Below are 13,217 nucleotides of genomic sequence, written 5' to 3'. Positions count from 1 at the left end.
GCACGGGTGAGTGCCCGAGTAGGACCTTTGCGAGGGAGAACGATGACGACCGCTCAGGAGACCGGCACCGACGCGGCGACGCACGGTGTGGAGCTGTCCGAGACAGCAGCGGCCAAGGCCAAGGCCCTGCTTGAGCAGGAGGGCCGCGACGACATGCACCTGCGCATCGCCGTCCAGCCCGGCGGCTGCGCGGGCCTGCGCTACCAACTCTTCTTCGACGAGCGCACCCTCGACGGCGACCTGTTCCGCGACTTCAACGGCCTCAAGGTCGCCGTCGACCGGATGAGCGCCCCCTACGTCCAGGGCGCCACCATCGACTTCGTCGACACGATCGAGAAGCAGGGTTTCACCATCGACAACCCGAACGCGGGCGGCAGTTGCGCCTGCGGCGACTCGTTCCACTGAGTTGATCACGCCGAAGGGGCTTTGACCTGGTCAAGGCCCCTTTTGGGCGTGCGCTCAGACGTACTCGTCGAGATCGGCGACCTGGGCGTGGCAGGCGTCGTCCACGGTCCATCGGGTGGGCGTGCGCGGGATCGGCAGGGCGGGCTTCGGCCTGGTCAGCGCCGGTGGGATGGCGGCGCAGTCGGCGATCAGCTCGCCCATGTCGTCGGGCAGGTCGGGCTTCGGTGCGCTCATTGGGCGTACGGTAGGCGCGGACGGCGGCGGTTCCCAGCGGTACCAGGCGGTAGTGTTCGAAGGTGACCGGATAGCCACCCGGGCGGGTGGCAGCACGACCACGACCGCGCCGAGCCGGGTTCGACGTCGATCACGGGCGTCCACCGCGGCCCGAGTAGACAGGGAGGGCCGCACGTGCCCGTTGCCGTCACCGGGAGCATCGCGACCGACCACCTGATGCACTTCCCCGGCAAGTTCGCCGACCAACTCGTCACCGAGCAGTTGCACCGCGTCTCGCTCAGCTTCCTGGTCGACGACCTGATCGTCCGCCGCGGCGGCAACGGGGCCAACATCGCGCACGCCATGGGGGTCCTCGGCGCCCGCCCGGTCCTGATCGGCGCCGTCGGCGACGACTTCGCCGACTACCGCTCCTGGCTGGAACGCCACGGCGTGGACTGCTCCGGTGTCCGCGTGTCCGACGTCGCCAACACCGCCCGCTTCGTCTGCACCACCGACGACGACATGTGCCAGATCGCGTCCTTCTACGCGGGCGCCATGTCCGAGGCCCGGTTGATCGAACTGACCCCGGTCGCCGACCGGGTCGGCGGTTTCGACCTCGTGCTGATCAGCCCCAACGACCCCGAGGGCATGCTCCGCCACGCCGCCGAATGCCGCGCCCGCGGCTACAGGTTCGCCGTGGACCCGTCGCAGCAGTTGGCCCGCATGGACGGCGCCCAAATCCGCGACTTCATCACCGGCGCGGACTACCTCTTCAGCAACGACTACGAGTGGGAACTCCTCCGCCGAAAAACCGACTGGTCCGAATCCGACATCATGTCCCGCGTCGGCCTGCGCATCACCACCCTGGGCGAAAAAGGCGCCGAAATCGTCACCCCCGACGGCACGTCCCTGCACATCGGCGCCGTCCCCGAAACCGCCAAAGTCGACCCCACCGGCGTCGGCGACGGCTTCCGCGCAGGCTTCCTGACCGCCCTGACCAACGGCCTGTCCCTGGAGCGGTGCGCCCAGTTGGGGTCGATGGTGGCGGTGCTCGTGCTGGAAGCCGACGGACCGCAGGAATGGACGTACGCCAAGGCCGACGCGGTAACCCGCATCAGCGGCGCCTTCGGCCCAGAAGCAGGCGCCGAGATCAGCGCCATCCTGCCCGGGTAGATCTCGTGCAGCGGGGCCGTCGCGGCTCGCGGCGGCCCTTCGCCATCTCGGCCACCTCGTTGATCACGCTGACCGGTCGCGCGACAGTCCACTGATCTCGTCGCCCGACAGCCCGCGAACGTCGGGATGGGTCACTACTGAGTTGTCCACAACTCCGCTGGCTGTCCACAGGCGAACCCGGCCGTCTCTTGACAGGTCGCCATCCGCGCTACCTTCAGGAATGGGCCCCCGGCCCCCGGGTGGGTGGGCTCCGGCCGTAGCCGCCGGGTGGGCAATTCGCAAGGCGGATTGTTCAGCGTCTCGGGAGTGGCCTTTCCCTGGATTGCTATGTCCACCTCAAGGCATTACGCGATGTACCAGGCTCAACTGCGCCGCTTTCGTCCGGCTAGGCGGTGAGTTTGCCGGGCTCGACCGGGGCGGTGTGGACAACCAGGTCTTCGAGGGGCATGCCGACGGCGCCCGCGATGGCGGCGACGGTGAAGAAGGCCGGGGTGGGGACGCGGCCGCGTTCGATTTTGCGGAGGGTTTCGACCGAGATGCCCGCGGCGGCGGCGATGTCGACCATGCTGCGGTCGCCGCGGGCGGTGCGCAGGAGGGCACCGAGGTGTTCGCCGCGGAGGCGGTCGGCGTCGCTCAAGGGGGGTCGGACCATGGGGTCCATGGTAGCGCGGGATAGAAATACCGGTATAGTTATCGGTATGATCGAGTTGAAGACGCCGCGGGAGTTCGCGGCGATGCGGGTGGCGGGGCGCGTGGTGGCGGAGGCGTTGACGCGGGCGCGGGCGGCCGCGGCGGTGGGGGTGACGCCGGTGGAGTTGGACGAGGTCGCGCGGGAGGTGCTGGCCGAGCACAACGCCGGGTCGTCGTTCCTGGGGTACCGGCCGGGGTTCGCGCCGACCCCGTACCCGGCGGTGCTGTGCGTGTCCGTCAACGACGCGATCGTGCACGGCATCCCCGACAACACCCCCCTGCGCGACGGCGACCTGGTCAGCATCGACTTCGGCGCCCACATCAACGGCTGGCACGGCGACTCCGCCCAGTCGTTCATCGTCGGGACCGCCGACCCCGCCGATGTCGACCTCATCGCCGCCACCGAGCGCGCCCTGGCCGCCGGGATCGAGGCCGCCGTCATCGGCAACCGCCTCGGCGACATCGGCCACGCCATCGGCACCGTCGCCCGCGCAGGCGGCTACGGCGTCCCCCCGGACTTCGGCGGCCACGGCATCGGCCGCGCCATGCACGAGTCACCGTCGGTCATGAACGAGGGCACCCCCGGCCGGGGCCTGCGGCTGCGCGCGGGCATGGCCATCGCGATCGAACCCATGCTCCACATCGGCGGCGACGACTACCGCACCGACCCCGACGGCTGGACCCTCCGCACCGTCGACGGCACCCGCGCCGCGCACGCCGAACACACCATCGCCATCACCGAAGACGGCCCCCAGATCCTGACCGCGCCCTAGCCGCAACACCCGCCGCCACAGCACCCACCACCAGCCGGCGGCGTCGGAGCGCCCGCGCGCCCCGCCAACCCGGCCATGGTGAGCAACTTGACCGTGTCGTCATGACCGGACGGACACTGAGCCGGATCAGCGGCGGCACTCATCGGACGGTTGACGTCGAAGGTGGTACCGCAGGCGCGGCAGCGGAACTCGTAGGTTGGCACAGGGCAATTATGCGGGGCGGCTGTAGTCGCGGAAGCCCTCACCTGCTTCTCGACCCGCAACCCCCGCCACGCCTGACACCCTGGCCGGACAGGTCGAGGGCCGCACCCCGAGGCCAGACCGAGCAGCGGAAGATCCTCCCAGCCGTCGGTTCACGAGCGTTTTCGCGGTGCTCTCTTCGGTGAGAACAGCGAGACACCCGTACGCTTGATTTGCCAAACATTCGGCTTTTTGGCGCTTGCATAGGTGATGATGTCCCGCAGGTTTGCCGAGATCAACTCCAGGAGTTGAGCACGCGTCGCCTCTCCGGGCAAATAGAACATGTGCACGTTCGCGGCGCGATAAGCAGCCAGCTCGGCGGGGCGCTCCATGATCTTGGCGTCCCGGCTGAGGACTACCCAGTCGTGCTCGCGAACTCGGGTAAGCCAGACCTCATCGCGGACACCGAGCGCCGAGTCCCGTGTGCCGAACAACTCCGCCGGGGTGTGGCACCGATAGCCGAGATCGATCAGGAACTTGAGCACGCTCCGCGTGACCGCGTTCTCGTCGAAGTAGAACTCAGGCGGCGCGGCCCAGGAGGACGCGGGCGGCGGCCCGTACATCGTCGACTCCGACTCCGTGTTCTTCGGCGACGACTCCAGGATCTTCACCCGCCCTCAGCATGCCTGCGACGTTGGCGACGAGCGTCCCCGAGGCCGGGAACATCGGCTGGCCACCCGCGCGGAATGGGTCGACAACCACTTTGGACGGCTCAAATGGCTTCAGTTGCAGAGATGAGGGGTATTCATCCGCCTCGAACCCCACATATTGGAGGTAGTCCTGGACTATTTCCCTGATCACCGCTTGGCCGGTGTTTCCTTCAATCAGCCCCGCGCCCTCTTCTGTCCTGGCGAAGTCCCACAGGACATCGATGCCCTCCGTGGCGAGCGACTTCGATACCAGCACGTACTCCTCGCCGAATTCGATCTGGAGGCGAGTGAGGGCTGGGCGGATCCGCTGGGGCTGCACCCCCGCGGCCCTGAGCCCTGCCAGAACCCATGCCTCGGCGAGCGCGATGAATGGCACGGTCGCCGTGCGCTGTCCGCCGGTGTGGGCGACATGAAGCAGCGGGCCACCCAGCGGGTACCCCCGCGCCCAGCGGTGGAATGTCTGCCTGGGGATACCCAGAAGCCTGCCGGCGTCGGCAAGCGTGGCGATCGGTCTTGCGAACCGCACATCCACCTGGTCTCACCCACTCTCCACTCTCAATGTCTCGTCGCGTGCCCCAAGTATGGCTGCCATGACCTGGGCACGCCACGATGACGCGCCGAGCAGCGGAACTGCTTGGCACAGGGCAATTATGCGGGGCGGCTGTAGTCGCGGAAGCCCTTGCCGGTTTTTCGGCCTAGGCGGCCTGCGGTGACGAGGTGTTCGAGGAGGGGGGCGGGGGCGTAGCCGGACTCGTGGAAGGAGTTGAACAGGGTGCGTTCGATGGCGAGGGAGACGTCCAGGCCGACGACGTCGAGGAGTTCGAAGGGGCCCATGGGGAGGCCGCAGCCGACTTTCATGGCGGTGTCGATGTCGTCGGCGGTGGCGTAGTGGGCTTCGAGCATTGTGACGGCGTCGTTGAGGTACGGGAATAGCAGGGCGTTGACGATGAAACCGGCCCGGTCGGTGCAGTGGACGGGGTGTTTGGCGATTTGCGCGCAAAGGGTGTGTGCGGTGGCGATGACGTCGGCGGCGGTGGAGATCGTGGAGACGACCTCGACCAGTTTCATGACCGGGGCGGGGTTGAAGAAGTGCAGGCCGATGACGTCCTGTGGTCGGGATGTGGCCGCCGCGCATTCGATGACCGGGAGGGATGACGTTGTGGTGGCCAGGATAGCGCCGGGCCGCACGCAAGCGTCCAAGGCGCCGAAAACTGCCTGCTTGACCGGCAATTCCTCGGCGACCGCCTCGATCACCACATCGCAGTCGGCCAGTTCTGAGAACTCGACGGCCGGTGAGACACGTTCCAGAACGGTGTCCCGCTCCGCCGAAGACAAACGGCCCTTGGCGACTTGGCGGTCCAGCGATTTGCGCACCTTCGCCACCGCGGCCGACGCCTTGTCCACCGACCGAGCCCGCAACACAACGTCAAAACCCTTGCGCGCGAACACTTCTACGATGCCGGTGGCCATCGTGCCCGTGCCGACCACACCAACCCGCCGGACGACCCGAGCAGTGACCTCATCCGACGACGGCGCCGGTGAATCGTCCACGACATTCGGCGATTCCAGACCATCATATGTATAGAAGCCACGGCCGGTCTTGCGGCCCAAAAATCCGGCGGTGACCATCTGTTTGAGGATCGGCGACGGCGCGTGCAGGCGGTTTCGGGATTGCGCGTACATCGATTCCAGGATTTCGTACGCGGTGTCCAGGCCGATGAGGTCCAGCAACGCCAGCGGTCCCATCGGGTATCCGCAGCCGAGACGCATGGCGGCGTCGAGGTCTTCGCGGGTGGCGTAGCGGGATTCGTACATGGCGACGGCGTGGTTGAGGTAGCCGAAAAGCAGGGCGTTGGCGATGAATCCGGCGCGGTCGCCGATCACCACCGGTTCCTTGCCCAGTCGACGGGCGAACTCGACCACGTCGGCGACCACGTCCGGCTCGGTGACGACCGTGCGCACGACCTCGACCAGCCGCAACACCGGCGCCGGGTTGAAGAAGTGCAGCCCGACGACCTTGCCCGGCCGTCCGGTGTGGACACTGATCCTGGTCACCGACAGCGACGAGGTGTTCGACGCCAGCACCGCGTCCTGCCGCATGATCCGGTCCAACTCGGCGAACACGGATGCCTTGCGGTCCAACGATTCCGGGATGGCCTCGATCACCAGGTCGGCGTCGCCGAGATCCGCCAGCGAGGTGCTGTACGCGATCTTGTCCAGCAGCGCGGCGCGGGCGTCCCCGGCCAGTTTGCCCTTGGCGACGGCGCGCGAGGTCGAGTGCTCGATGTGCGCGCGGCCGCGTTCGACGCCTACCGGGTCCACCTCGACGGCGATCACGCGCACACCGCCGCGGGCCAGTACCTCGGCGATCCCGGCGCCCATCGTGCCCAGTCCGACCACCCCGACGACCGCGAACTCCCGCGCCACTGGCCACCTCCACGGCATGCTACCGATCGGTAACTTCGTGGCTCGATGATGCCATGCGGTCGCGCTCACGCCAGGTGAGCTACGCCACTCCCGCCCGCGCGAAACCCCGCGGCGTCACGCGTCGGTCTTGTCGGCGGTATCGGCGGTATCGGGAACGCTGAGCGGTCGCAGGCGCACCCAGAGCCCGAACGCCGCGGCGAACACCAGCATGCCGATGCCCATCCACAGGTTCACGTTCACCCCGTCGGCCTTCGCCAGGTCGGCGTCGGTGGTGAACCCGATGCCCATGACGGTCAGCACGACCCCGTAGACGGCGAACAGCAGCGCCAGCACGCCGCGCAGGTCGAACAACCCGGCGCGCTTCCTCGGTTCGGCCATCACCCACTCCTCACCAGAACACGATGTTCAGGACCAGCGTCACGGCCAGCACGCCGATAGCAAGCACCCCGGGCTTGCGGATCCAGCCCGCGTTCTCGCCGGTCTCGTCGTGCCGCAACCGGTCCCGCGGGGTCAACGACCACACCAGACCGACCAGCTCCTCCTCCGGTTTCGGCCGGGTCGCCAGCGAAACCAGCACGCTGAGCACGATGTCGACCACGAACGCGGCGCTCGCCGCGACGAAACTCGCGCCCTGACCGGCCAGGTGCAGCACGCCTGCCCGGTTCAACATGTCGACGGTGACCGCGGTGGCGGTACCGGCGATCAGGCCGAGACCACCGGCCAGCGCCGACATCCGCTTCCAGAACATGCCCAGGATGAACGTGGCGAACAGCGGCGCGTTGAAGAAGCCGAACAGGGTCTGCAGGTAGTCCATGATGTTGTTGAAGCTGCTGGCGATGAACGCGGTCCCGATCGCCAGCACACACCCGACGATCGTGACGAGCCTGCCGACCCTGAGGTAGTACTCGTCCGGCTTGTCCTTGCGGACGTAGGCCTGCCAGATGTCGTAGGTGAACACGGTGTTGAACGAGCTGACGTTGGCCGCCATGCCCGCCATGAACGCCGCCAGCAGACCGGTGATCGCGATGCCGAGCATGCCGTTGGGCAGCAGGTCGCGGATCAGCAGCAGGATCGCGTTGTTGTAGGTGACCCCGGTGTCGTGCCCCGCCTTGAACTGGGCCAGCTCCGGCACCACCACCGCCGCGATCATGCCGGGGATGATGATGATCAACGCGATGAACGTCTTCGGGTAGGCGCCGATCAACGGGGTCCGCCGCGCCGCCGACATGCTCTTGGCCGACAACGCCCGCTGCACCTCGGCGAAGTTCGTCGTCCAATAGCCGAAGGACAGCACGAACCCGAGCCCGAACACGATGCCCAGCACGCTCAACGTCGAGTTGGTGATGCCGGTCAGGTTGGTCCCCGGCCACGACGAGAGCTGCACGTCAGCGGTGGCCGGGTTGGCGGCGGTGATCTTGTCGACCAGCCCCTGCCACCCGCCGACCTTGTGCAGACCGACGAAGGTGAGCGGCAGCAACATCGCCACGATCACGAAGAACTGCATCACCTCGTTGTAGACCGCCGCCGACAACCCACCCAACGACGTGTACGCCAACACGATCACCGCCGCGACCACCACGCTCAACCACAACGGCCAGCCGAGCAACAGGTTCACCACAGTGGCGAGCGCGAACAGGTTCACCCCGGCGATCAACACCTGGGCCAACGCGAAACTGACCCCGTTCACCAGGTGCGCGAACCGGCCGAACCGGCGCAACAGGAACTCGGGGACGCTGCGCACCTTCGAGCCGTAGTAGAACGGCATCATCACCAGGCCGAGGAACACCATGGCCGGGATCGCGCCGATCCAGTAGTAGTGCATCGTCGGCAACCCGTACTGGGCCCCGTTGGCGGTCATCCCGAAGATCTCCACCGCGCCCAGGTTCGCCGAGATGAAAGCCAACCCGGTCACCCACGCCGGCAACGACCGCCCGGACAGGAAGAAGTCCAAACTGCTCGACACGGACCGCCGCGCCATCGCCCCGATCCCGAGCACGACGACGAAGTACAGAGCCAGCAGGACGTAATCGATCGGAGCCGCGTCGAGCCGCAGGTCGGCATCCGCGAGAAGGTGCATACCAGCCACCACCGTTCACCTCGCAATGATCACCGGCACAGCATGGCCCCCTTCGCCCCCCACCGCACGACGAACCGCACCCCGGCGGGATTCCGCGCGGAACGGGGGTACGCCTTGGGCCATTCGTCGTACGGTGGATGGCCCACGGATCCAGCGGTGACCCCGGTGGTCAACACCACCGATCCTGGTTCCGTCGACACGGGTCATGGTCGATGCCGACCCAGATCAGGAACCGCGCCGCACCGGATCTCGAATCCCTCCCGGGTTGGTGGATAGCGTCGAACCGGCGCGTGGCGTAGGGATCAAGAGGCCGATGTCATCTCCTCTGAGGAGGCAGACATGATCGCCGCCGTCTCGTCTCGTGGTCGTGATCTGGTGGATCCCGAGATGTTCCAGCGGGTATCCGCGCGGGTGGCCGCCGCGGACCCGCAGGTCGCCGAACTGGCCGAGCGGATTGTCGACCAAGCGCTCGCGTTCCTGGCCGCCGCCGCGCGGCAGCCAGGGGCCGGACTGGTACCCAGCGCGCTGGTGGATCTTGGCTGGCACCAACTCATCCTGGACACCCACCTCTACACCGAGCTGTGCCAACGGCTGGGCGGACAGTTCCTCCACCACGTCCCCGACGACACGCCCCCGGCAAGATCCGGGGCGGTAAGCCGTAGCATCGAGGCAATCGCCGCGGCGGGCTACCTCATCGACAAGCAGGTGTGGTCATCGCGGGGGGACTGCGGACAGTGCCACGAAGACGGACACTGCAGCAACTCCGGCGCTGACGGCAACGAGAACACCGACACCCGCACGAAAGACCCGTGACGGCCAAACATTCGAAGGCGAGGGACCACGGATGAGGTGGGACCAGCTACCGACCCCCGTCCGCGACGCCGTCGTCGGCTGCCTGGGGCCGGTGCTCGGCGCCGAGGACGCCATCACCGGCAGCACCGCCGACCTCGCCGCCGTCCTGCGCCTGGCCGACGGCACCCGGGTCTTCGTCAAGGCCGTCGCCGGGGTCAGCCGCCGGATGCGGTGGCTGCGCAACGAGATCGCAGGCAACCACGCCGCCGCGGACCTCGCACCCCCCGTGCTTTTCCACACCGACCTCGACGTGCCCGACGGGGAACACTGGTTGATCGTCGGGTTCACCCATCTGCCCGGCCGCCCCGCGAGCCTCGCCCCCGACTCCCCCGACCTACCCCTGATCGCCGACGCCCTCGAACACCTCGCCACCTTGCCCGCCACCCCGCCCATCAGGCCCCTGCGTGACCGGTGGGCGCCCACCGACTGGTGGACCCGCGTCGCCGATCTCGACCCCGGACTCGTGGCCGACCTCGACCTCGTCGCCCTCACCCGACTCACCCAGCACGTCCCCGAACTCGTCGACGGCGACCGCCTCACCCACACCGACCTGCACGGCGACCAGATCCGCATCGGCCACGACGGAACCCTCCACATCATCGACTGGGGATTCCCCGCCGCCGCCGCGCCCTGGGTCGACACCGCCTTCCTCACCCTGCGCCTCATCGAAGCCGGACACACCCCGACCAGCGCCGAAGCCTGGGCCCGCGACCGGGCCACCCTCACCGGCGTCAACGACGCCACCCTCACCGCCTTCACCGCTTACCTCGCCGGGCTCTGGACCCACATCGCCCTCACCGGCGGCCACGGCTCACCCCGCCGAGCCCAACTCGCCCGCGAACACCTCACCCGCCGGTTGAACTCCATCCACCCGTGACGGCTCACCGCGCCCGGGTCAACCGGCGGATTGGTGGGCTGATCAGGAGTGCGGCCGCGCAACCGGCGGCGGTGATGGAGGCGACCAGCAGGAGCGGGTGGATGCCGAACACCGCGCTCGCCGGGCCTGCCACCGCCTGTCCAAAGGGGACGGCCAGGATCGACCCGGCGACCTCGTAGGCCGCGACCCGGTTCAGCCGGTCCGCCGGGATCTGGGTTTGCACCGTCGTCGACCACTGGACGCCCCAGAACGCCCAGCCGATGCCGCTGATCGCGTAGCCGAGGAGCAGGAGGGGGACGGCGGGGACCAGGGCGGCGGCGAGGGGCATCAACGGGAACAGGAACATGGCGACACCGCCGCCGAACAGGGGTCTGGTCGGGCGGAAGCGGATCGCGATCAGGCCGCCGAGGATGGAACCCGCGCCGAACGCGGCCTCCGCGTAGCCGAACACCGCCTTGCCGTGCGCGCCGATGATGGACGCGGCGCCGAGCGGCGTGATCGGCCCCCACACGAACACGCCGAGCACCCACCAGATCAGGATGACGCCCCACAACCACGACCGGGAGCGGAACTCCTCCCACCCCGACCGCAGGTTCCGCCACGTCGACTCGGTGGCGCCGGTGGTCAGTCGCGGGACGCGCAACGCGAGGAGGCAGACGCCGCTGATCGCGAACGTGCCCGCGTCGACCGCGAACACCCACCCAGCCGACGTCGTGGCGACCAGGAACCCGGCCAACGCGGGCCCCAACATCGTCGCCGTGCCCTCGCTGACCCGCAGTACCCCGTTCGCGTGCTGCGGGTCAGCCGCCACCTGCGGCACCAGGCTCGTCAACCCCGGCTGGAACATCGCCGTCGCGACCCCGCCCAACACGCCGATCCCGATGATGAACGACAACCCCGGATGCCCCAGCCACAGGTAAACCGCGAACCCCGCCTGCAACCCGCACCGAACCGCGTCCGCCCCCACCATCTGCGGCAACGGATGAAACCGATCCGCGAACACCCCACCGAACACCACGAACAACGCGAACGCGCCCATCCACGCCCCCAGCGCGAACCCCACCCCGCTCACGCCGTACCCAAGCCCCAACACCGCCACCGACGTCGCCACCGGCACCATCGAGTCCCCCACCATCGACACGATGCGAGCGACGAAGTACAGGCGGAAATTCGCCGTCCACAAGCGGGGCGGCACGGCGGTAGAGAGGAGCACGACGGGAGACTATGCGGTCGCTTCCAGATCGATCCAGTGGGTTTACCGGCCTTGGACCAGCGCAACCGGCCGTACTCCTACCACCAAACAAGGCCACCACCAAGATTTGCGTTGAGACTTCACCTTATGGGTGAATCTGTGTACACTAGTGCCTGGCAAGTCGATGACCGGAGATACCCTCGATCACTAGCTGGAACTTCAGTCCAGGGGTGATGGGGTGAGGGTTAGTTGCGAGTCCAGTACAGCGACGAGAAGCTGCGTCGACTGGCCGAGGACGCTACTTACGCACCGAAGAGGTGGGGGCGCGATGTCGTCAGGGCATACCGGAAGACGATCCAACGCATCCTCGCCGCGAAGGACGAGCGTGACCTGTACGCACTCCGCGGCCTGCGGCTGGAGCAGTTGCTCGGGGACCGGGCCGGGCAGCACTCGATGCGTCTGAACGACCAGTTCCGGCTGATCGTGACCTTCAAGACGGAGGGCGGCCGCATCGCGGTCATCATCGAAGTCGTCGACTACCACTAGGGGGGCGCTGATGGACACCACACTCGCCGAGGTGTTTCCCGCCGGGGAGCACCTCGCCGACGAACTGGCGGCCCGGGGCTGGACGCAGGTTGAGTTCGCCGACATCCTCGGCCGTCCGACCCAGTTCGTCTCCGAAATCGTCCAGGGCAAGAAGGAGATCACCCGGGAGTCGGCGGCCCAGATCGGCGCGGCCCTCGGGACCAGCGCCGAGTTCTGGCTGAACCTGCAGGATTCCTATTTCCTCCGGCAGCAGCGGCAAGATCCGAGCGTCCAGGCAGGACTCGACGAGGTCAGGACCCGCGCGAAACTCAACGAGCTCGCTCCCATGGCCGTGTTGCGCAAGCGCGGGATCATCACCGCCACGTCCACCGGTGACCAAGCCGAGCAGCTCATGCGCCTCCTGGGCATCGAAAGCCTCGACGACCCGCCCGAATGGCAACTGGCAGCACGACGCGCCAACAACGGCGAACCGCTGACACCAACTCAGAACGGCTGGTTCGCTTGCGTACGCAGAGCCGCCCCCGAGGCTCCCGCCCAGGCTTACTCACGCAGAGGGCTTGAGGCGCTCGCCAAGCAGGTGAGTCGACTGGTTCGCGAGCCGACCGGTTTCGAAGACCTGCCGGAACGGTTCGGGGCAGTCGGTGTGCGCCTGGTGTACGTGGCGGCGTTCCCGTCCAGCAAGATCTCCGGTGCGTCCTACGCGGACAAGGCCGGACCGGTCATCGCACTGTCAGGTCGAGGCCAGCGGCTCGACAAGGTGCTGTTCACCCTGTTGCACGAGATCGCGCACGTCGTTCGCGGCGATGTCGCCACCAACGGAACACCCCTCATCGACGAGGACGACCACACGCTGGGCGATGAGGACCGAGCGGATGAACTCGCGTCCGGCTGGGTGTTCGAGCGGCCGCTCCCGAAACCACCTGCCCGGGTCGGCGCGCCCTGGGTGACGGCGGTCGCCAGGGAACACGGGGTGCACCCGATCGTCGTGATCGGCAGGTTGCAGCGGGAAGGGGCACTGCCGTGGCGTAGCACGCTGGTCAGGAACGCCCCCAACGCCACCGCCCACCTCGAGGCGTGGGGCCGCGGGACCCGGCAGGGCTGA

16 protein-coding genes are annotated in these 13,217 nt (G+C 67.9%); 7 read left to right on the top strand and 9 right to left on the bottom strand.

Going from position 1 to position 13,217, the window contains the following annotated elements; genetic code table 11:
- Positions 1-42 precede the first annotated feature (42 nt).
- On the top strand, positions 43-405 hold the full coding sequence (locus tag H504_RS0102290; RefSeq protein ID WP_026421433.1) for a HesB/IscA family protein: 363 nt from the start codon (positions 43-45) through the stop codon (positions 403-405).
- 54 nt (positions 406-459) lie between these two features.
- Here H504_RS0102290 and H504_RS0102285 read toward each other — a convergent pair whose 3' ends face one another.
- A complete protein-coding gene (locus H504_RS0102285; protein WP_026421432.1) occupies positions 460-639 on the bottom strand; it encodes a hypothetical protein in 180 nt (59 codons plus the stop codon).
- Between the two features lie 216 nt (positions 640-855).
- Here H504_RS0102285 and H504_RS0102280 point away from each other — a divergent pair, with 216 nt between their 5' ends.
- Positions 856-1,791, top strand: a complete 936-nt coding sequence (locus H504_RS0102280) for a carbohydrate kinase family protein (protein ID WP_035303132.1) — start codon at positions 856-858, stop codon at positions 1,789-1,791.
- A gap of 385 nt (positions 1,792-2,176) precedes the next feature.
- Here H504_RS0102280 and H504_RS0102275 read toward each other — a convergent pair whose 3' ends face one another.
- Positions 2,177-2,443 carry a helix-turn-helix domain-containing protein gene (locus H504_RS0102275; protein WP_026421430.1) on the bottom strand — a complete coding sequence of 89 codons (267 nt, stop codon included), beginning with the start codon at positions 2,441-2,443 and terminating at the stop codon, positions 2,177-2,179.
- Between the two features lie 46 nt (positions 2,444-2,489).
- Here H504_RS0102275 and map point away from each other — a divergent pair, with 46 nt between their 5' ends.
- Positions 2,490-3,254, top strand: a complete 765-nt coding sequence (gene map, locus H504_RS0102270) for a type I methionyl aminopeptidase (RefSeq protein ID WP_026421429.1) — start codon at positions 2,490-2,492, stop codon at positions 3,252-3,254.
- On the opposite strand, the gene H504_RS39335 is transcribed toward map, so the two are convergent.
- From H504_RS39335 to H504_RS0102245, 6 genes are all read right to left on the bottom strand, one after another.
- Positions 3,251-3,457 carry an FmdB family zinc ribbon protein gene (locus H504_RS39335; RefSeq protein ID WP_084467312.1) on the bottom strand — a complete coding sequence of 69 codons (207 nt, stop codon included), beginning with the start codon at positions 3,455-3,457 and terminating at the stop codon, positions 3,251-3,253. The two genes, map and H504_RS39335, sit on opposite strands and share 4 nt — an antisense overlap.
- Positions 3,458-3,607: 150 nt before the next feature.
- On the bottom strand, positions 3,608-3,979 hold the full coding sequence (locus H504_RS41790; protein WP_169735306.1) for a PIN-like domain-containing protein: 372 nt from the start codon (positions 3,977-3,979) through the stop codon (positions 3,608-3,610).
- A 34-nt stretch (positions 3,980-4,013) separates the two neighbouring features.
- Entirely contained in the window at positions 4,014-4,676 is a 663-nt protein-coding gene (locus tag H504_RS0102260; RefSeq protein WP_026421427.1) for a DUF433 domain-containing protein, read from the bottom strand.
- Positions 4,677-4,792: 116 nt separating this feature from the next.
- The gene (locus H504_RS0102255; protein WP_026421426.1) at positions 4,793-6,571 is read right to left on the bottom strand and encodes a 3-hydroxyacyl-CoA dehydrogenase family protein; all 1,779 of its coding nucleotides are present in this window, start codon (positions 6,569-6,571) and stop codon (positions 4,793-4,795) included.
- Between the two features lie 114 nt (positions 6,572-6,685).
- Positions 6,686-6,949 carry a hypothetical protein gene (locus H504_RS0102250; RefSeq protein WP_026421425.1) on the bottom strand — a complete coding sequence of 88 codons (264 nt, stop codon included), beginning with the start codon at positions 6,947-6,949 and terminating at the stop codon, positions 6,686-6,688.
- A 10-nt stretch (positions 6,950-6,959) separates the two neighbouring features.
- Positions 6,960-8,648 (bottom strand): sodium:solute symporter family protein, encoded by a 1,689-nt coding sequence (locus H504_RS0102245; protein ID WP_026421424.1) that lies wholly within the window; start codon positions 8,646-8,648, stop codon positions 6,960-6,962.
- Positions 8,649-8,987: 339 nt separating this feature from the next.
- Here H504_RS0102245 and H504_RS0102240 point away from each other — a divergent pair, with 339 nt between their 5' ends.
- Both H504_RS0102240 and H504_RS32945 read left to right on the top strand, forming a co-directional pair.
- Positions 8,988-9,461 (top strand): glycine-rich domain-containing protein, encoded by a 474-nt coding sequence (locus tag H504_RS0102240; protein ID WP_026421423.1) that lies wholly within the window; start codon positions 8,988-8,990, stop codon positions 9,459-9,461.
- A 31-nt stretch (positions 9,462-9,492) separates the two neighbouring features.
- A complete protein-coding gene (locus tag H504_RS32945; RefSeq protein WP_035303080.1) occupies positions 9,493-10,377 on the top strand; it encodes a protein kinase family protein in 885 nt (294 codons plus the stop codon).
- Between the two features lie 4 nt (positions 10,378-10,381).
- Here H504_RS32945 and H504_RS0102230 read toward each other — a convergent pair whose 3' ends face one another.
- Positions 10,382-11,590, bottom strand: a complete 1,209-nt coding sequence (locus H504_RS0102230; protein ID WP_026421421.1) for an MFS transporter — start codon at positions 11,588-11,590, stop codon at positions 10,382-10,384.
- A 228-nt stretch (positions 11,591-11,818) separates the two neighbouring features.
- On the opposite strand from H504_RS0102230, the gene H504_RS0102225 reads away from it, so the two are divergent.
- Positions 11,819-12,115, top strand: coding sequence for a type II toxin-antitoxin system RelE/ParE family toxin (locus H504_RS0102225; protein WP_026421420.1), 297 nt, complete (start codon positions 11,819-11,821; stop codon positions 12,113-12,115).
- Between the two features lie 10 nt (positions 12,116-12,125).
- On the top strand, positions 12,126-13,217 hold the full coding sequence (locus H504_RS0102220; protein WP_026421419.1) for a HigA family addiction module antitoxin: 1,092 nt from the start codon (positions 12,126-12,128) through the stop codon (positions 13,215-13,217).

This window comes from Actinokineospora inagensis DSM 44258, from assembly GCF_000482865.1.
Taxonomy (GTDB): Bacteria; Actinomycetota; Actinomycetes; order Mycobacteriales; family Pseudonocardiaceae; genus Actinokineospora; species Actinokineospora inagensis.
The sequence above is the reverse complement of the archived record's forward strand: the minus strand, read 5'-3'. Positions and strand labels throughout refer to the sequence as shown.